Source organism: Enterovibrio baiacu, from assembly GCF_004120195.1.
Lineage (GTDB): Bacteria > Pseudomonadota > Gammaproteobacteria > Enterobacterales > Vibrionaceae > Enterovibrio > Enterovibrio baiacui.
Genome location: NZ_SCHN01000034.1, coordinates 1 through 20876 on the forward strand (window position 1 = coordinate 1; position 20876 = coordinate 20876).

The following is a 20876-nucleotide window of genomic DNA, read 5'->3' on the forward strand; positions in this document are numbered from 1 at the left end:
CTGTTGTAGGTGCGCGCCAGCGACAGGTCCAACCCTTGACTGATGAGGCGTTGGTCTGCCCCGCCCGCCACGACATTGCCCGTAAAGGCATTGACGGACAGCCCACTGGCTGACCCCACGCTGCCTTGTCCGTGAACATCAAATTGACCAAGTCCTGCGCCGCCGATGATGACTGCCATGTTGTGCTTCCTTTTACATTGAGTTGGGTGACGGGGGTATATGGAGAGAAACGCGGAAAAAACTGAGCGGAAAAATGAAAAAAGGCCCCAAAGCGTGACGCGAGTCATGATTTTTGACCTTTAAGACTTATCGATTGTGTCATTTGAGTTTTACAAAAAAAGGGGAGTCAATCGACTCCCCTTTTTGCTTATTAAGGCTGTGTGGATTTATTCAATCAACCTTATTCTTTACTGAAATACATATTATCTAGATAGATATCTACTGGGTCATTGATATCAGATCTCGCCGCTGAGATGACGATTTGTGCTACAGCGTTTCTTGACAAAGAACCGCTCGAATCTGCACTTATAAAGTCTTCTAGCGGAATTGCTAACGTTACTAGGTCAGTGCTTGAAGGTTCGCTGGTGTATTGGATTGCGTTAGTTTCTCCTGCACCACCATCATGATTAGACAACTTAATGTTAACCACTTGCCCTGCTAACAAAGCATCAACTTTGTATTGCATATGGAAAGTTGTGTAACCGGTTGCGTCAAATGCTGCCGTTGAGAAATCAATACCCCCAAATGTTTGACCTGTACCAAGCGTGATCACTTTTACTGGGTTGTCATTCAACGTGCCATCGATGATACGAGCAGAAGCGTCTCCCCAGAAAGGGCCCCACTCGTTAACAGTGATATCTGCAAAGTTATCGCTGAAGATTGAAACCACGTTGTTAGTTGAACCGCCGTCAGTACCACCATCGGTGCCGCCGTCAGTGCCACCATCGGTGCCGCCGTCAGTGCCACCATCGGTGCCGCCGTCAGTGCCACCATCGGTGCCGCCGTCAGTGCCACCATCGGTGCCGCCGTCAGTTCCACCATCGGTGCCGCCGTCAGTGCCGCCGTCAGTGCCGCCATCGGTACTGCCGTTGCTGAAATAGATGTTATCTAGGTAGATATCTACTGGGTCATTGATATCAGATCTCGCCGCTGAGATAACGATTTGTGCTACAGCGTTTCTTGACAAAGAACCGCTCGAATCTGCACTTATAAAGTCTTCTAGCGGAATTGCTAACGTTACTAGGTCAGTGCTTGAAGGTTCGCTGGTGTATTGGATTGCGTTAGTTTCTCCTGCACCGCCATCATGATTAGACAACTTAATGTTAACCACTTGCCCTGCTAACAAAGCATCAACTTTGTATTGCATGTGGAAAGTTGTGTAACCGGTTGCGTCAAATGCTGCCGTTGAGAAATCAATACCCCCAAATGTTTGACCTGTACCAAGCGTGATCACTTTTGCTGGGTTGTCATTCAACGTGCCATCGATGATACGAGCAGAAGCGTCTCCCCAGAAAGGGCCCCACTCGTTAACAGTGATATCTGCAAAGTTATCGCTGAAGATTGAAACCACGTTGTTAGCTGAACCGCCGTCAGTGCCACCATCGGTGCCGCCGTCAGTTCCACCATCGGTGCCGCCGTCAGTTCCACCATCGGTGCCACCATCGGTGCCGCCATCAGTACCACCATCGGTGCCGCCGTCAGTACCACCATCGGTGCCGCCGTCAGTTCCACCATCGGTGCCCCCGTCAGTTCCACCATCGGTGCCACCGTCAGTTCCACCATCGGTACCACCGTCAGCGCCTTGATTTACAAAAGTAACATCAGCAATTTCAAAAGAACCCGCTTTAGCAAATACCAACGCAAAAGCTGTCATTTGATTGTACTCAGGCAATGATACTTCCATTTGTACCCAGCCATCAGAAAGTGCTTCACCGTCAGTGATCGAGAGAGTCTCCTGCACTTCTTGATTTAAGGTTTGTGTCAATACGCCAATCTCTGCTTCGCTTGTCAGCACCTTAAACTGCGCATGGGTGTAGGAAGTAATGTCGACTGGGTTTAGGTTGTATACCCAAGCGATAGCCTGCCAATTTTCATTAGAGGTGACCTCAAAGATAGGGTCATAAACACCCCCTTCTTTCAAGTCGCCATCAAGCGCTCCCCAGAATTGCAATGCATCGACTGGAGGATTAGTGGCTTGGCCAGTGTACGAGAGATACGCTGTCTCCGGAGAAACCGGTCTTTCTTTAGTAACAAATGCTACATCGGCAATTTCAAAAGACCCGACATTCTCAGCTGCAAACGCAAATGCAAACGTCTTCATATCAGAGTAATTAGGCAATGGCACTTCCATTTGTACCCAACCATCTGAAAGCGCTACACCACTTGAAACTGCGTAGTCTTTGTTGGACTCTGGTTGCGACAAGCTCTGGATCACAACCCCAATAGCATCGTTATCCGTACGCACTTTAAATTGTGCATTTGTGTACGAAGTAATATCCGCAGGGTTATTGTTGAACGTCCAAGCTAATGCTTCCCATTTTTCACTTGAGGTGACATTGAATACCTCGTCAAACGCGCCATCTGTTGTAATTTCAACACTTAAACCTTCCCAGTACTCAATATCATCAGCTGGGAAGTTGTTCGCCTGACCTGTGTACGAAAGATAAGCAGTTTCTGGCGCAGTGTCGTCTCCGCCATTGCTATCGTTATTCACAAATGCAATATCTGCAATTTGTAGTGTTTCCGTATCTGGAAGGTCAACAAGAGACAGAGCAAATGTTGTCATGTCAGTGTATGAAGGCACTGGCACGCTCATTTGAACCCAACCGTTGGCAAGCGAAGAGCCCGTTGCAGTGCCATATTTGTTTTCTGATTTCCCACCATCTTGATTTATAACAGTTACCTGTACATCAGAAGCGGCCGTTTTAACTTTGAACTCAACATGGGTATATGCGGTCAAGTCAACAGGGTTATCGCTGAAAATCCAAGCTACAGCCCCCCAACCAATAGTTGCAGTAAGCTGCTTAACCGGGTTGTAAGTATCATCATTCACATCTTCAAGGCTAGTATCTTCGCCGTTTGGCCAAAGCTGAATGTCGTTGAAGTTGTGGACTGCTTCTTTACCGGTATATATGACGTATCCAGCACCAGAATCATCAGAACCCGTTTCGTACGGAATGGCGCGAATCGCGTCAATGACGTTTTGTTCTACACCACCGTGTGACTTAACGATCTGATTGCCACCACGAGTAATTCCGTCAAATACGCCCTCATCTACAAGATCCCAAATTGCATATTTCGCGTTACCGTCAATATCGATCAAACCAAAGTGTTTCTCAGAATGACCTTCAGATTTATCTCTATCTTCTCCCCAACCACCTTTCCATGGTTCATCAAATGCTTGGAAGAAGAATACAGACGCGCCGTAATCAACAGCCCATTGGCTCATTGCATCGTAGTACTTCTTCTGGTTGTACTCGCCAGCAGCGCCTGTGCCGCCCAGACCTGCACCATCAGTAGACTCGCTAGACCAGCCAGTTTCCCCAATATGGACCTGTTTAGTGCTGTCAATGGCCATCACGCTATCTTTAACGGCGTCGATCTGAGTTAGCGCTTTATTGAACGCGCGCTCCATGGCTTTATCAGCTTGTTCTTGACGAGTAAGAGACTGCTCTGACTCTGGAACAGGCCAGAAGTCGTTATCATGGATTGTGTCGTGGAACGGGTAAACATGGACAGACACGTAATCTACAGCCTGAATCAGTGCTTTGATGTCTGCTTCATGTGCTTGATAGTAGCCATTATTAATAGCCCACACCGCCCAGTTTTCAGAAGTGGTGATCCAGATATTTTTGTCAATGGTTCCGTCAGCTTTAAGTGCCTGAAGATCATTAACATGCTTCAGTACGAATCTTGGCTCAATGCGGTATTCAGACCACTCAACCATCGCCTCATTACCAACTGCGATAACTTTGATAATGTTTGTATAAGTTTGAGCTAACTCTACCGCTTTATCCATTTCCAATTGGTTGTTAGCGTGTTCTTGAGTACTGTCTAACTCAAGATCAGAAAACGCATTCAGAGCAGAAATCCAAACACCAAGCATCACATTCATTTCGAAGCTGGCGTCTTCCTGTTGAAGCTCGCTAATTGCCTGGAGCAGCCTTTCAGTATCAACAAAATCACGCGTGTTGTAGGTGCGTAGCATACGAACACCTGCTGCATGCATGATTTTCAAATCTTCTTTGATTTCTTCGACACTCGGGGCTGTTGCATTAGAGCGTTCTTCCGTGCGGAAAGCACCATAAGAGATTGCAGTCAGCTCTGCAGTACCAAGCACTGGCTGCCCTGAAGCAACACCGCCCGCGACAGTTGAAATTGGGAAGTTGCCCGTTGCAGTGGGCTGTGGTTCGATTTCTGGCGCAACGGCATAGTCACTACTGCTGCTACCGCCATCAGTACCACCGTCAGAGCCACCATCAGTGCCGCCGTCAGTAACGTTATCGGTTAAATCTCCGCCAATTTCATCATCTTTCGACTTACTAAAGAAAGCATTTCTTACTTCAATAACACCGCCATCTGCGGTAGTAGACGAGTTAAAGTAAAGGGGAGATGTAACATCAGAAAGATCTATTATTTTGTCGCCGATCAGTTCAGATACAGATATCTGTATAGTTTGCCAATCCGAAGTCAATGAACGGCCGCCTGGACCAAACACCACTGAGTTGTTTGTCTGGGGACGATTGTCCTCTTCAGTAAACGTGCCCGTTTGGAAACCAATGTTGATGTCAGTAGTTGTCGTGCCTTTGATTTCGAAGTTCATGAAGCCGTCTTCAAAACCCACTAGGGAAACCGCACCTGATTGAGCCAACGAAAGTCCAGCTCCCCAACCCCAGCTTTTCGCCGTACCAGCCGCAGGAGGCGTCGTCAGCTCAAGTGATTGGAGCTCAGAATTATTGCCAAGAAAAGAAGTCTCTTCCCAACCATTAGCCTGTAGCCCGTAATGCAACGAGCCATCGCTGTAAAGCGTGACTGTTGAATCTGGATTCACTTCGTTTTCCGTTTGACCAACGCCGATGTCTTCACCAACGTTTGTGTTCGTTGACGTACTAAAATAAACCGAACGCAGTTCAATTACTGCGTCGCTGCCATCTGTACGAACGAAAAGAGGCATTGAAACGTCTGTAAGATCAAGAATGGTATCGCCGATCAACTCGCTCATTGGGACCCTAACAGTGGTCCATTCAGATGATACATTTCGAGCTGCAATCGAGCGAGAAGCAGACTGACTGTTCGCACTCTTAGTGGTTGATTGGAGAGTTGTAGACGCTTCTTTCGACGGGCGTTGATTCAACTCATTCCCTTCGATATCAGTACCTTTACCCGTCTGGAAACCAATAATAACAGGTTGAGTTGTTGTACCTTTGATGTCGAAATTCAGATATCCGTTTTCATAGCCAGTCAGATTGGCAGAGCCGGATTTCGCATCTGTTGTTCCGATAACGCCAGCACCCCAGCCCCACTCAGCTTCAACAAAATCGTTTGTTGATGTTGGGCCTTCAGCCATTAACGTTTGGTTTTCAGAATCTGCGCTCATGAAAGCAGTAGCAACAAACTCACCAGTACTCTCTGAAGCAGCCTCATTTTCAAAGCCGATACCTTTAAGAGCAGGGTTCAAAACACCCTGATAATAAACGGTATAAACACTGTTACCCGTAGGCGTGCCAGCTGGAGGTGACCCACCAGTTTCATCATCGCCACCGCCACACCCACTTAGCGCGACGGAAGACATAAGCAGCATTTTCGCAAATATATTCTTCATCATATTGTCCGTAATTCAATCTACGTCATATCCATTTTGCACAAGGGCAAATAATGGAATTCAGAACTCTCCAGTTAGACGGAGAAACTTGCTTGAGTTGGGTGTCGTTAACAGCCAAAAGAAAGCGCTTTCAGCAATGTTCAAAAATAAAGCCAGCGAGCTGACATTATTCCGCAGATGGATAAACCCATCGCTTAGTGTGTAAAAATATTGTTAACAGATAGGTCTACACAACATAAATTTAATTTCATGCTTCCGATTAATAGGGACACTCACAAAAGAAAGCGCCACCTTTGTAACAGGAATCACTTATGAGACGTCACATTAAATTTCGCTCCACATATGAGACAGAGCCGGTAATTGTGTCTTTTATGACCAAAAATTAAGGCTAAATGTAAATATATTGTGAATTGGTTAAAGGTTTTTACGGTAACTGATTGCAGTTAAGGACAGACCTTTTTAACGTCACGTTGACTAGCGCTTTCTTTGAAATATCTAAAGAATCGATGTTTACCATCACCAACAACGAAAGTTAAAAAGCTAGTCAGCCTCGAATTTATTTCAAAGTGCCTTTCTGGGTGTCAGGTCATATTGGTATATTTTTCGAGTTTTTATATGCACAGAAAGAAAGCGCTTTCTTGCGAGACAACCTTTAAGATCTCTTCACGGAGTCAAAATGAAAAAGTCAAAATTGTCGATCGCAGCGCTTGCTGTTGCAGGTGTGCTATCAAGCATACCTGCCGCTAACGCTGCTATTATCGACGAAGTCGAATTTCACGGTTACTTTCGCGCTGGTTTTTTTGCCAGTAAAGAAAATGATTTTAAGAAAGCAGATATTGGTGGTCAAAAGGAGTTATTGGGACGTCTCGGTCTCGAATCAGACAATGATGGTAACTTCGGCTTCACAACGATAACCAATATTAATGATGATCAGCAGCTCCGAATCCACATCGGTGTGGGTGATACAGAGTTTGACGATCTCATTGGTTATTTAGAGATGGATGGTGTTATACCATCTGGCACCTTGTGGGCTGGTAAAAGAAAGCTGGCAGAAGAAAACTATGTCTTCATGACCGACTTCTTTTATACCGACTTAGAAGGTATCGGTGTCGGTATCCAAGATCTTGAGATCGGCGATTCATTTTTGGATCTCGCTTACATTTCCAGCGAGCGAAATATCAGTCTTAGTTATGGCGAGTATGAGGACTTCATAGACAAAGCCTCAACAGAAGATGAAATCATCCAATCCCAAAATGAGCGTTACGTCTCAGACGCTGAAAGAGCAAGTATTTACGAAAACCAGAACAACTCAATGCACACATTCCATGCTTCCTACACTTTAGGTGCATTGACAGTTCAAGCAAACTACAAGTATTTGCCTGACAACTGGGGGCTAAACGGTAAAGAGTGGGCAGAAACTGGGTACGACACTACCGCTATCTACCATATGCTCGATTTTTTCGGCCTTAAAGGTAATGCTTTTTCTTATGCTATTGCTCAAGTAGGTCGCGGCTTAGGGTCAGGAAACCTTCTTGGCGGAACAATTACAGACTATGGCTCTCTTCGCCCAGGCTCACTAACTCAGGGCTACCATACTGGTGAATGGGGCGATTATTTTGGTGACCCCTACTATCTGGTTACTCAACGCGAAGAAGATGCTCTCTCAGCGCGCGCCATACTTTGGGGAGGTTACACCAACAGCGACGGAATCGGATTCTTCCCTTCTATCCAAGCACAATATAATGATGAAGGCACTAATGACGAAGGCGCGGATGGCGGCTACAACTATTGGGTCTCCGTCATGATGCGCAATATTTTCCCGGTTAGAGATAACTTCATCATCCAGACCGAAACAGGCTATTACGAGAACACTCAGAATGGGGGCACATGGCACCAATCTAAGTTCACAGTAGCACCGACTTTCGTTCTTTCTGATGGACTGTCTACCGCAGAAATTCGATTCACTGCCACTTACCTTCCATTGTCTTGGACAACGGGTGACGAAACCGATCCAAATGTAAAACTATCGGATGACTTCGTCTTTGGTATTCAGGCAGATGCCTACTGGTAACAGATGGGGTGATGCCAGTTACTCGAACATTTTGAGTAATCGGCAGCTATCTTAAGTTTGTATGTATTGCGTATTTATAGAGCGCCAAAAGTTCGACCTGTAAGGATACGAAAATGACTAATTTCCCCTATCGTCGCGCACTGATAGCGACTGCAGTGGTTGCTGCAGTGGCTGGGTGTTCGTCGAAAGTCTATCAGCCTGTTTCACAAGGGCCTGATACCAGTGGTCCAATGATTAAAGCACCAAAAACATGGACGCTGGTATGGAACGACGAATTCAGTGGTACGGCCATTGATAAGAGCAAATGGAGTCACGAAGAAAACTGTTACGGCGGTGGTAATGCTGAGCGTCAGTGCTACACAGATCGCCCGGTTAACTCGTTTGTAGAAGATGGCAAGCTGCACATTGTTGCACGTGACTTCCAATTCACCGGCCCCTCAGATCCTCAAGGGAAGAGCCGTCATAAAGCGACACTGCCTTACACCTCCGCTCGCCTCAGAACCATGAACAAAGGCGATTGGCAGTATGGTCGTTTTGAAGTGCGTGCGAAGCTTCCGTTTGGTCAAGGTACTTGGCCTGCGATTTGGATGCTTCCAACAGACTATGTATATGGTGGTTGGGCAGCATCAGGCGAGATTGATATCGTTGAAGCCGTTAACCTGAAAACGCCGACAGACGAGCTAGGCGCAGAGCCGGGCAAAGAAGAAGCGCGTATTCACGGCACGTTGCACTACGGTCGTGAGTGGCCTGACAACGTGAGCACTGCTGCAGAATATCACCTCCCTGATCACGTGAACCCTGCAGATGGCTTCCATACCTATGCCATTGAGTGGGAAAAGAACGAGATGCGTTGGTATATCGATGATATTCACTACGCAACACAACGTTCTGATGGTTGGTACAGCCAATACAAAGAAGGCGGCAAGATCATTACTGGTGAAGAAGACGCACCCTTTAATCAGCGTTTTCACATGATCTTGAACCTTGCGATTGGTGGTTCATGGGCGGCGAATGCCAACGAAGGTGGCATTGATGATTCCATCTTCCCGCAAACCATGGAAGTGGACTACGTTCGTGTCTACGAATGTTCGAAAGATCCTGTCAATGGCAAAGGTTGTGCGACAGTGTCTGACGATGCCATGTTTGTTGCAGGTACACCTGCACCTGAAATCATCATTCCAGGCCCAGACTACGCAACAGGACCTGAATTCTTGCTCTATGGCGACAGCCTAGACAAGCACCTGCGCTCGAAAGAATACGATCCGCAGTTCAAGGTGTATGTTGAAACCAAACAAGCAGAAGGCCGTGGCGACATTCTGGCGATTAAGAAGACTGGCGACATCGGTAACTTCTACTTCGAATCACCTGAAGTCAACATGGGCGAGTGGATGAGCGGCGGTGAAATCGTCTTTGACCTTTTGGTTGAAGAGAAAGATCCAAACGCGAGTCTGATGCTGAAAGTCGACAGTGGCTGGCCAGCCGCGAGTGACGTAGATGTAGAAATTCCACCGCTTGGTCAATGGCGTGAAGTGCGCATTAACTTCGCTGACCTGATCAATAGCGGTAACCGTTTTGTGCCTGGCGCGAAAGCCAATGTAGAAGGTCTGAAAAACATCTTCATCATCGAGCCGACGGGACCAATGGTGCTTTACATCGATAACGTTCGATACGAGAAGTAACCGTCCTTTGGGCATGAAAAAAGCGGCTGAATCAGCCGCTTTTTTATTGGAGTACGTTTAAGGTTTGAAATGCGCTATTTCTGATTAGGGATTTAGCGTTACTTGAACTGATACTCCCTCGCTAAATTTGATGCAGCCTCTTCTGCGAGCGGATTGAGTTCGCCCGATTCGAGAGCATCAAACAAGCTGTCTTTCATGTCTCGCGACCAAAAGCGACGAATATGAGATGCCACTTCGTCAATCGTTTCTTGTTCACTTCGCCCATGGGCGAGGTTGTCAGCAATCTGATTTGCCATGGCATAGAGCCGCTCATTTCTGTGTGTTTCGCCATCCATTATTGGGCTCTTCCTTCTTTCTTATTGAGTGACATTCAGTCTGTATCTTCTTGATAAGCCGCCGACACGTGTGCTTGCTGTTCTTCATCAAACGCGCGAAAACGTTCTTGCCATTGCGCTTGATCTGCCGCCACCATTACCTGTACTGCGGTGACTTTATACTCCGGACAGTTTGTCGCCCAATCGGAGTTGTTCGTGGTGATCACATTCGTACCTGAAACCGGATGGTGGAAGGTGGTGTAAACCACGCCCGGTTGCATGCGATGACTGATTTGCGCAGGCAATGTCACTTCCCCCGCTCGACTACGAATTCGAACCAGTGTGCCATCCACAATGCCGCGATCTTCCGCATCTAATGGATGAAGCTCAAGCACATCTTCCTCATGCCATCGCGAGTTTTCCGTTCTACGCGTTTGCGCGCCAACGTTATATTGGCTCAGGATCCGCCCCGTGGTCAGCAACAATGGGAAACGCTTGTTCACTTTCTCTTGCGATGCGACATACTCCGTCACCACAAAACTGCCTTTGCCTTTCACAAACGCATCAATGTGCATCGTGGGTGTTCCCTCTGGCGCGTCATCGTTACATGGCCATTGGATAGAACCGAGTTTGTCGAGTTTTTCGTAGCTCACACCGTGGAATGTCGGCGTCAGCCTGGCAATTTCATCCATGATCTCTGACGGATGTTGATAGGTCATTTCACACCCTAGCGCGTTAGCCAGTGCAATCGTGGCTTCCCAATCTGCTTTTCCTGATAGAGGTGCCATGACTTTTCTTACTGGGGAAATGCGGCGCTCAGCGTTCGTGAAAGTGCCGTCTTTCTCGAGGAAGGTCGCACCCGGTAAAAATACATGTGCAAATTTCGCGGTTTCATTTAAGAAGATGTCTTGCACAATCAAACATTCAAGTGAAGAGAGCGCGGCTTCCACGTGCTGCGTATTCGGATCAGATTGCGCAATGTCCTCCCCTTGCACATACAAGGCTTTGAATCGACCTGCGATCGCAGCATCGAACATGTTCGGGATGCGAAGCCCGGGTTCGTCATCAATTTTTACGCCCCACTCACCTTCAAACAATGCACGAACGCCGGGATCGGAAACATGACGATAACCCGGCAGTTCATGGGGAAACGATCCCATATCACAGCTACCTTGCACGTTGTTTTGCCCACGAAGTGGATTTACACCGACACCTTCACGGCCAATGTTACCTGTCACCATGGCAAGGTTAGCAATGGCCATCACAGCAGAGCTGCCTTGGCTGTGTTCCGTCACACCAAGACCATAATAAATGGCACCGTTGCTCGCACTGCCATATAGCCGTGCCGCTTCGCGGATCAGCATGGCTGGCACGCCGGTTTCACTTTCCATTGCTTCTGGCGAATGATGTTCGTCGGCAATAAATGCGCGCCATTTTTCGAATTCCGCCGCATCACAACGCTCGTCGATAAATGCTTTGTCATCCAAGCCTTCCGACACAATCACATGCGCCAATGCATTCAGCACAGCAACGTTGGTGCCGGGGCGAAGTTGGAGATGGAACTTGGCGCGCACATGCGGCGCATTCACCAAATCAATTTCACGAGGATCAATTACAATCAGCTTCGCACCATTGCGAAGACGACGTTTAAGTTGCGAGGCAAAGACAGGATGCCCGTCAGTGGGGTTCGCGCCAATCACGATCACCACGTCGGCTTTTTGCACCGAATCAAAGGTCTGTGTGCCTGCGGATTCCCCCAAGGTGGTTTTCAAGCCGTAGCCCGTTGGGGAATGACAAACCCGCGCACAGGTATCGACATTGTTCGTCCCAAACCCTGCACGAACCAGTTTCTGCACTAAATAGGTTTCTTCATTGGTGCAACGTGAGGAGGTGATCCCGCCAAGCGAATTCGCGCCGTATTTGTCGCGTAATGTATCAATACGGTTGGCAGCAAAGCCGATAGCCTCTTCCCAGCTCACTTTGCGCCAAGGTTGATCAATGGAATCTCGGATCATGGGGTCAAGCATGCGATCGCTGTGCGTGGCATAGCCAAATGCAAAACGCCCTTTCACACAGGAGTGGCCTTGGTTCGCTTTGCCATCTTTATTTGGCACCATACGCACGAGTTGGTCGCCTTTCATCTCCGCTCTGAACGAACAACCCACGCCGCAATAGGCACAGGTCGTGACACGAAAATGACTCGGCGTGCCCTGCTCAATCACGCTGTTTTCCGTCAATGCGGCAGTTGGACATGCTTGAACACATGCACCGCAAGACACACATTCAGAATCCATGAAATTGTTGCTGCCCGCCACAATGCGGGATTCAAATCCACGGCCTTCCACCGTCAAGGCAAACTGGCCTTGGATCTCAGAGCACGAACGTACGCAGCGCGAGCACACAATACATTTGCTGCTATCAAAGGTGAAATAGGGGTTTGAGGTGTCTTTTTCCATCTTGAGATGGTTTTCACCTTCGAAGCCATATCGGACATCACGCAGGCCAACAGCACCGGCGACATCTTGCAATTCACAATCGCCATTCACCGCACAGGTTAAACAATCAAGGGGGTGGTCGGAAATGTACAGCTCCATAACGTTACGGCGTAACTTTGACAGTGCCGCATTTTGCGTGGTCACCTTCATGCCTTCCGACACAGGTGTAGTACAAGACGCGGGTTTTCCGCGCATGCCTTCAATATCCACCACACACATGCGACACGATCCAAACGCATCTAAGCTGTCAGTCGCGCATAACTTCGGGATTTGAATGTTCAGCATGGATGCCGCACGCATCACCGATGTCCCTTCCGGAACCGTGATTGGCCAGCCATCAATGTTCAACGTAATTTGCTTGAGATCTTCGCCGGTGACATTGGGTGTGCCAAAATCTTTTCGGTCTTGATCAATGGGAATGTAAAACTCAACCATTGTAATACTCCTTGGCGAAAGCTATTCGCCGTTGCCCGCAGCGTGGGTGTGATGAATGGCCGCGAGACCAAAATCTTCGGGGAAATGCATGAGCGCGCTTTTCACAGGATATGGTGTCATCCCGCCCATGGCGCACATCGAACCCAGTTCCATGGTGTCGCAGAGATCTTGCAGCAATTCATGCCGCTCAAGCTTTTTATCGCCAGAGGCTTCTACCAATTGGTCAATCACTTCCACGCCACGCACCGCGCCAATGCGACAAGGCGTACATTTCCCACACGATTCCAACACGCAGAATTCCATGGCGAACCGCGCCATGTGGCTCATGTCGACCTGATCATCAAACGCCACAATACCGCCATGACCGAGCATCGCACCTTTAGAAGACAACGCTTCGTAGTCCATGTCGACATCCCACTGGGATGTCGGCAAATATGCCCCGAGTGGCCCGCCCAATTGCGCGGCTTTTAGCGGACGACCTGTCTTGCTGCCACCCCCGAAGTCATACATCAGTTCGTTTAGCGACACACCAAACGCCAGTTCAATCAAGCCACCGCGTTTGATGTTTCCAGCCAATTGCAACGGCATGGTGCCGCGTGAACGGCCCTGCCCGAAGTTTTCATAATAACTGGCGCCCTTCGCCAAAATGGTTGGGACAGATGCTAACGAAATCACGTTGTTGATCACCGTGGGGCGACCAAACAAGCCTTCAATCGCTGGCAGTGGTGGCTTGTTTCGTACTATGCCGCGTTTGCCTTCAAGGCTTTCCATCAGGGATGTTTCTTCGCCACAAATGTACGCGCCTGCGCCCATGCGAAGTTCAAGATCGAAATGATGGCCAGAACCGCAAATGTCCTGACCGAGATAGCCCGCTTCATAGGCTTTCTCTATCGCCTTGGTAAAAATCTCGCAAGCTTTCGGGTATTCAGAGCGTGTGTAGACATAGCCTTGCGTTGCACCAACGGAAATGGCACAAATGATCATGCCTTCAATCAAGGTGAACGGATCACCTTCCATCAGCATGCGGTCAGCAAACGTACCTGAATCGCCTTCATCGGCGTTGCAGATCACGTACTTTTGGCCTTCTTTCTGGTCGGCGACCGTTTGCCATTTTATGCCCGTCGGGAAAGCCGCACCGCCACGCCCTCGTAATCCGGATTGTTTCACCGCATCCAAGATTTCTTGCGCGTTCATTGCCAAGGCATTCTTCAACCCTTCAAATCCGCCATGACGTTTGTAATCATTCACATCCAAAGGATCGACAACCCCTACACGCGCAAAGGTGAGTCGCTGTTGCTTCTTCAACCAAGGAAGCGCTTCTGTGAGGCCAAGATACAAACCGTGTTCTTGGCTTCCCTTACCTGAACCTTCGATATCAAAAAAGCGCGATGCCATAAGCGCATCCACATCATCTTCCGTCACTGGCCCAAAAGCGACACGCCCCTGCGGTGAATCGATTTCTACCATGGGCTCCAGCCAAAACATGCCCCGCGATCCCGTTCGTATAACTGACAGCGCATCAACGCCAATTGCAGCGAGGTGTTCTATTCTGGCCGCCACTTTGTCAGCACCGAGGGACACCGCGGATGTATCAAGGGGCACATAGATTTTAAATGTCATGGTGCTTTCACCTCGATCACTTGGGTTAAGCACCCTTCCACCAGCGCATCAAAACGCGCTTGGTTCATGTCGCCGTGGATTTCATCTTCCACCCGAATCGACGGCGAGTTCATGCAATTTCCCAAGCAATAAACCGGCTCAAGCGTGAAGTTGTTATCACGTGTGGTTTGATGAAAGTCGATGCCTAGCCGTGAACGCACGTAATCTTCGAGTGCGCGAGAGCCCATGGATTGGCAGGACTCTGCGCGACACACCTGAATGACGGTTGCTCCAGGTGGCGAGTTTCGGAACTCATGATAGAAGCTCATGGTGCCGTGAACATCCGCCTCAGATTGGTTCAACGTTCTAGCAATCTGAGGAAGAGCGGCAGCCGGCACAAAGCGCAGCGCCTTTTGGATATGATGCAACACAGGCAACAATGCACCCGGTGTTGCGCTGAGTAAATTCAATGCTTCATTCACGACCTGACATTGAGATTCGGTTAGCGGAGGGGTCGCCAACGACGCACCACATGATGATGTGGGAGGTGTCGCCTTTTCCATTTGCATTCCTTGCGAGTAGACCAATAGTCTAAGTGTAGTGCGATTTACTTCCCCCCCTGTTGGCGAATTGAGACGCCTGATGGTCGAGTTGCGACGTGCCAGAACACGTAAGCAGCCGCTAATCACTTGCTAAACCAAGCGAAAAAATGCGCTGTTCACACTCCTGTCGATTGCTGTCTGTTTGTAATTGACTATTAACTCAAAAGCGCGAAAACTAACACTTGTTTAACAAATAAACGTTTGTTTATCCTGAGTCGTAGAGGTAACCATGACATCACGTGAAGATGAAATATTGCAGCTGATAAAAAGCGACCCTTTTATTCAGCAGCAAACCATTGCGAATTTGCTCAATATCAGTCGCTCAGCTGTCGCCGTTCACATCATGAACATGACGAAGAAAGGCATCATACGAGGGAAAGGGTATTTCATCGCTAATCAGCAATACGTGGTCGTGATTGGTGGTATGAACATGGATATTCTCGGCCAACCGGATGCCGCATTCATCGAACGTGATTCAAACCCAGGTAAAGTAAAAGGCTCGGCTGGCGGTGTAGGAAGAAACATCGCAGAAAACCTCGCGAGGCTTGGCACAGATGTACGGCTAATTTCGGTCGTTGGTGATGACGCCTACGGCGATTTAGTTCTGAAAGAAACCAAAACGGCAGGTGTGAACATCAGCGCCGTGAATCAGATCAGTAATCAAACCACGTCCACCTATTTGTCGCTACTCGACAATCAGGGCGACATGGTGGCTGCCGTGTCTGACATGTCGATATTGGAGCACCTAAACGTAGGATTGCTGACGCAGCACGTTGAGCTTATTCGAAACGCAGCGGCGATCATTGTGGACACCAACCTTTCCGATACCACGTTGGCGTATATCTTCAGCAAATTCGCTGACAAGCACATTTATCTCGATTCTGTCTCATCCGCGAAGGCTGCGAAAGCGAGGCCCTACCTGTCTCGTATCCACACAATGAAACCTAACTTGATCGAGGCACAAGCCATTTCCGGCCTGCCGCTTGAATCGGAATCAGACATTGATGACATCGCAGAGTGGTTTATTCAGCATGGCGTAAAAAGGCTGTTTTTAACCATGGGTGCAGACGGTGTTTTGTACCGTACCGAGTACGACGAAAAACTCATGCGTCCACTGCCCGTCAGTGTTGTTAACGCCAATGGCGCGGGCGATGCATTTTTAGCAGGCCTTGTTCATAGCCAACTCGGCGGACTTTCAGACGTCGACGCGTGCCATTTTGCATCGGGCTGTGCAGCCATCGCCCTAGAACATGCCAACACCATCAACCCCAATATCAATGAATTATTGGTTCAACAACGCATAGAGGACGTGCCATGTTAAACCCTTATCTCGATATTCATCCTGATATCGAACGCGCGATCGCAGAAGGAAAGCCTGTGGTGGCATTAGAATCCACCATCATTTCTCACGGCATGCCTTACCCACAGAATGTCGAAACCGCACTGCGCGTAGAGCAGAAAGTACGAGATAGCGGCGCCATACCCGCCACCATCGCCATCTTGAAGGGGCGCCTCAAAGTCGGTCTCTCTGAAGAAGAAATCACCTATCTTGGCCAGCAAGGCCAGAAGGCCATGAAAACCAGCCGACGCGACATTCCATTTATTATTGCCACCAAAGGGGATGGCGCAACAACAGTGGCTTCAACCATGATTTTGGCCGACATGGCAGGTATTCGTGTGTTTGCCACGGGCGGTATCGGCGGTGTGCATCGCGGCGCAGAAACCAGCTTGGACATCTCTGCAGATTTAGAGGAACTGGCTCAAACCAACGTTGCAGTGGTCTGCGCAGGCATCAAATCCATTCTTGATCTTGGTCTGACCTTGGAATATCTCGAAACCAAGGGTGTTCCCGTGGTGGGATACCAAACCAACACATTGCCTGCATTTTACAGCAGAGAAAGCGCCTTTAATGTGGATTACCGCCTCGACACACCGCAGCAAATTGCCGACGCCTTAAAAGCAAAACGGGCGATGTCTTTGGCTGGCGGCGCCATCATTGCCAACCCTATCCCTACAGCGCATGCCATGGCGAACGAAGACATTGATAATGTCATTCAAAGCGCGATTGAAGAAATGGATGCACAAGGCATTAAAGGTAAGGCATCTACCCCGTTCTTGCTCGCGAAAGTGGCCGAAAAAACACAGGGCGAGAGTTTAAAAGCCAACATCGCATTAGTTTTAAACAATGCGGAACTCGCGTCGAAGATTGCAGTTGCTTACTGCAGTTAATGCTTAACTATCCGAGTGCGGCACGCGTTTAACTTTCAGTGCCGCACCTTTTTTAAATCCTTATGCCCACACGTTGAATCACTAACACTTTCTAGCACGTCAGCCACACCGAAAAAACACCGGCTTTTTCTTTACAGCACTAAACATTGTTAACGACTTGTAACAACTCAACATCCTCAATGGCTTGCTTCATTTATGATACGAGCGCGCCCTAAACGCTATTCACACACCTTTTTCACGTCAATTTCCCTTTAAGCAAGATAGCGGCATTTACTTTTTATTAACATTGGTATATGCAGAGAAGAGATGCCGTTTTTCTGTCGAATGCGATTCTCTACGTGTTGTAATCATTTCAACCTTGATATCAATAAAATAATTGAGCAGTGCAAAGAGATAGAAGGGATTTACGATGGGATCAGTATCATCACTACGCCAACCAGTGAAAATTGGATTTTTCCTCTGCCAACGCTTCACCATGATTGCGATGGCGTCAGCAATCGAAGTGTTACGAATGGCGAACCAACTCTCAGGTGAAACCCTGTACCGTTGGTACACGTTCAGTGAAGACGGCGAAGCGGTATCAGCCAGTGATTCACTCGCCATTAATGTCGACGATAAAATCCCCAACACGATGGATCTTGACGTTGTCATCATTTGTGGCGGTATTGATGTCCACGAAAACTGTTCCCCGAAGTTGCTCAGTTGGATTGCACAACAAGACAGAAAGCACCTTAAAATCGGTGCAATCTGCACGGGCAGTTACGTCCTCGCAAAAGCGGGTGTGATGCACGATAAAGCCTGTTCCGTGCACTGGGAAAACCTCGCCGGATTGCAAGAAGCCTTTCCCACCGTTCGTATCAGTAACAAACTTTTCACGATCAGCGATGACCGCATGACAAGCGCCGGCGGCACCGCGCCAATGGACATGATGCTGACCATGGTCACCCGAGAACATGGAAACAAACTGAGTGCTGCCATCTCAGAAATGTTCGTGTGCGAACGCGTGCGAAACACAGAAGATGTGCAGAAAGTCCCGCTGCGTAATCTCATTGGCACTGCGCAACCCAAATTGCTGGAAACGGTTTCTCTGATGGAAGCGAACCTTGAGGAGCCTTTCTGTATTGATGAACTTGCAGGGCTTGTGGAATTGTCTCGCCGTCAGCTTGAGCGCCTCTTCCAGCGCCATCTTCAATGCTCACCTTCTCGCTATTATTTGCATTTGAGGCTAAGCCGCGCAAGGCAATTGCTCACGCAGACCAACCTGTCCGTCATCGAAATTTCGATCGCCTGCGGGTTTGTTTCCACCCCACACTTTAGTAAATGTTACCGAGATTACTTTGGTATTCCGCCAAGAGAAGAACGTTTGGGGCTGAGCCAAAAAACGGCGCAGCAGCAAACCAAGCGCGAACTCTTCGCATCAGAAGAAGAAACTAAAGAGCAGATCGCGATTTAATCCGGCGCTTTACCAAACCGCAGATCCAGACACAAAGTAAACGCCCTCAGACTCCCATGAGGGCGTTTTTTTGTTTGATTCTTCATATCCCACGTTTCTTTGGCGTTTCTTCACACGGCAACATATGCGCTTCGTCACTAAGATCGCCTCTTTACTTCTTCAGGGTTTCTTAGCCAAGCCCGCCAAACCTGTACATTATTTAACCATCTCATTTTCTTTATTGTCCTCTACCGTTTTCTTGCCAATAAAGCTGGATGTAAATTCATCCCTTTTTGATGTAAGTAGGCTTCAAATGTGCGGCCTATCTCGCGCGTTTTTGCCTCCAAAATAAGGCGAATCATGTTTTAGGCAATTGTGCTAAAGCCGCCCAGTAAAAGCACTCGATGGCCTTATTCAAAATGACATTTGTATTAATCCAACGTTACCCAAAGGGTTATCCACCGTTTCTGTGGGTAACTTTATTTTTTGGTCATAATGCATTGAATTTATTTGGAGAAAATTGGTGTAAGCGTTGCCAATGCGTGTCGTAAATGTGAAAGTTACTAACATCAAATGATCACTAGGCTGTAACATGCCGTGCCTATTTATAAAGACACAGATAGGAGCTAAATATGCAAACACTATTCATCACGGGTGGTAACAGGGGTATCGGCTTAGAACTCGTGAAGCAAAGCCTGCAAAACAACGATGTCGTATTGTGTACTTTTCGCGGAGACACCACTCCCGATCTGCCACTGACACAGGAAGAGAGAGGCAGGCTTACCTGGTTGCAACTTGATGTGACTAACGAGACCGACCTCGCCCGCCTACCTGCGTTGTTAGTCAACCAACCCATAGACGTTCTCATCAACAACGCGGGCGTTATCGGCCCTGATAACCAATCCTATAACGACATGGATACTCAAGGTTGGCTACACACATTTGAGGTGAATACTATCGCCCCGTTAATGGTGACAAATGCACTACTCAATAATTTGCGGTTGAGCGACGCTCCGAGGGTTGTAACCGTTTCCAGCCAAATGGGCGCATTACATAGAGAATCAACAGGCATGATCGCTTACAGGAGCTCTAAAGCAGCCGTCAATAAAGTCATGCAGTTATTATCGCTCGAATTGAAGGCACAGCAGATTGTTGTCTGCCCTGTTCATCCGGGTTGGGTGAAAACGGACATGGGCGGCAGCGAGGCAGATATTACCGCAGAGCAAAGTGCCTCTGGTATCCTTGCACTGGCTCGTCGCTTAACCATGGAAGATAGCGGCAAGTTCTATACGTGGGAAGGCAAAGAGCACGTCTGGTGAATAACTTCTACCCTGTATAGGAAAAACGAACCGTATCGTTTACGGACAGAGAAAGAAAGGAAGCATAAATGCGAGTTAACAGTGATGTTGAATTTGTGATTCTCAATCGCGACGAGTCACTCTATCAAGAAGCCTTAGATCTAAGGTTCAACTTGTTCTTCGAGCCCGCGAATCTTCCACGGGACGTGCTTTTTGATGACAATGAAACGCCCAGCACACATCTCGCCCTCACACAAGACGGCGCGCTGTTGGCTTATTTGCGCCTCACAGAAGCATCTGACAAACATTTCCAATTGTCACAAATGGTCGTGACACCAAAACACCAAGGAAAAGGACTAGGACGTCGGCTTGTTACCGAAGCCATTCAATACTTGAGAGTACGGTCAGCCACGCATGTCACGCTGAGTGCAAGGCTACATGCTATCCGTCTTTACACTTCTGTTGGGTTTGTTGTTTCCGGCGACGTCTATTTATCGAAAAGAACGGGTGTTGAACATATAAACATGCATCTAAAAATAAAATAGCATGAAAATAAAAAACGCAAAAAAGGGCCATTAATTAAAATGGCCCTACTATTATCTAACCCAAAACTCTGAAGGATCCCCTCATAATTCTCCCAACCCAGAAGAATGTGTCAGCCTCTGATACTCGAGCATAGCCCACTGATATTGCTGTTCATTGATGCAATATCGTCGGTGGTTTCTCACCTCTCTACCTAAACGAGGAATGGAGAGAACGCGACGATGTTTAATGGTGTTGGCTTGAAAGTCGTATTGCCATTTCGCTTTTGTTGCAATGAGGCCATTCCACCACATGAGTAGCTCTGCCAGCAGCGCAATCAATAACAAGACGTTGAGGCGCTTGATACAACGCGTTCGGT

Annotated in this window: 12 protein-coding genes and 1 pseudogene; 7 read left to right on the forward strand and 6 right to left on the reverse strand. The window is 48.2% G+C overall.

Features of this window, described 5'->3' with window-relative positions:
• Window positions 1-400: 400 nt before the first annotated feature.
• Window positions 401-5821, reverse strand: coding sequence for a glycoside hydrolase family 17 protein (locus EQP46_RS24355; RefSeq protein ID WP_205685946.1), 5421 nt, complete (start codon window positions 5819-5821; stop codon window positions 401-403).
• Between the two features lie 676 nt (window positions 5822-6497).
• On the opposite strand from EQP46_RS24355, the gene EQP46_RS23710 reads away from it, so the two are divergent.
• Both EQP46_RS23710 and EQP46_RS23715 read left to right on the forward strand, forming a co-directional pair.
• Window positions 6498-7892, forward strand: coding sequence for a carbohydrate porin (locus EQP46_RS23710; RefSeq protein ID WP_129495944.1), 1395 nt, complete (start codon window positions 6498-6500; stop codon window positions 7890-7892).
• A gap of 113 nt (window positions 7893-8005) precedes the next feature.
• A complete protein-coding gene (locus EQP46_RS23715; protein WP_129495945.1) occupies window positions 8006-9571 on the forward strand; it encodes a glycoside hydrolase family 16 protein in 1566 nt (521 codons plus the stop codon).
• Between the two features lie 98 nt (window positions 9572-9669).
• Here the strand turns inward: EQP46_RS23715 and EQP46_RS23720 are convergent, their stop codons facing one another.
• Genes EQP46_RS23720 through EQP46_RS23735 form a run of 4 tightly spaced genes read right to left on the reverse strand, consistent with a single transcriptional unit; the run spans window position 9670 to window position 14977 of the window.
• Complete coding sequence (locus EQP46_RS23720) at window positions 9670-9906, reverse strand: formate dehydrogenase subunit delta (protein WP_129495946.1); 237 nt, start codon at window positions 9904-9906, stop codon at window positions 9670-9672.
• A gap of 35 nt (window positions 9907-9941) precedes the next feature.
• The gene (fdhF, locus tag EQP46_RS23725) at window positions 9942-12815 is read right to left on the reverse strand and encodes a formate dehydrogenase subunit alpha (protein ID WP_129495947.1); all 2874 of its coding nucleotides are present in this window, start codon (window positions 12813-12815) and stop codon (window positions 9942-9944) included.
• A 21-nt stretch (window positions 12816-12836) separates the two neighbouring features.
• Window positions 12837-14435, reverse strand: a complete 1599-nt coding sequence (locus tag EQP46_RS23730; protein WP_129495948.1) for a formate dehydrogenase beta subunit — start codon at window positions 14433-14435, stop codon at window positions 12837-12839.
• On the reverse strand, window positions 14432-14977 hold the full coding sequence (locus EQP46_RS23735) for a formate dehydrogenase subunit gamma (RefSeq protein ID WP_129495949.1): 546 nt from the start codon (window positions 14975-14977) through the stop codon (window positions 14432-14434). The genes EQP46_RS23730 and EQP46_RS23735 overlap by 4 nt, the downstream gene beginning before the upstream one ends.
• Window positions 14978-15245: 268 nt before the next feature.
• On the opposite strand from EQP46_RS23735, the gene EQP46_RS23740 reads away from it, so the two are divergent.
• The 5 genes from EQP46_RS23740 to EQP46_RS23760 all read left to right on the forward strand — a co-directional run bounded on the left by EQP46_RS23740 (window position 15246) and on the right by EQP46_RS23760 (window position 20520).
• Window positions 15246-16337, forward strand: a complete 1092-nt coding sequence (locus EQP46_RS23740) for a PfkB family carbohydrate kinase (protein WP_129495950.1) — start codon at window positions 15246-15248, stop codon at window positions 16335-16337.
• Window positions 16331-17245, forward strand: a complete 915-nt coding sequence (locus EQP46_RS23745; protein ID WP_129495951.1) for a pseudouridine-5'-phosphate glycosidase — start codon at window positions 16331-16333, stop codon at window positions 17243-17245. Before EQP46_RS23740 ends, EQP46_RS23745 begins: the two co-directional genes overlap by 7 nt.
• A 409-nt stretch (window positions 17246-17654) precedes the next feature.
• Window positions 17655-18698 carry a choline metabolism transcriptional regulator GbdR gene (gene gbdR / locus EQP46_RS23750; protein ID WP_240671793.1) on the forward strand — a complete coding sequence of 348 codons (1044 nt, stop codon included), beginning with the start codon at window positions 17655-17657 and terminating at the stop codon, window positions 18696-18698.
• 611 nt (window positions 18699-19309) lie between these two features.
• Entirely contained in the window at window positions 19310-19996 is a 687-nt protein-coding gene (locus tag EQP46_RS23755; RefSeq protein WP_129495952.1) for an SDR family oxidoreductase, read from the forward strand.
• A 68-nt stretch (window positions 19997-20064) separates the two neighbouring features.
• Window positions 20065-20520, forward strand: coding sequence for a GNAT family N-acetyltransferase (locus EQP46_RS23760; protein ID WP_129495953.1), 456 nt, complete (start codon window positions 20065-20067; stop codon window positions 20518-20520).
• Between the two features lie 81 nt (window positions 20521-20601).
• Here EQP46_RS23760 and EQP46_RS23765 read toward each other — a convergent pair.
• Window positions 20602-20876 (reverse strand): annotated as a pseudogene (locus EQP46_RS23765) (IS4 family transposase); the annotation flags it as partial.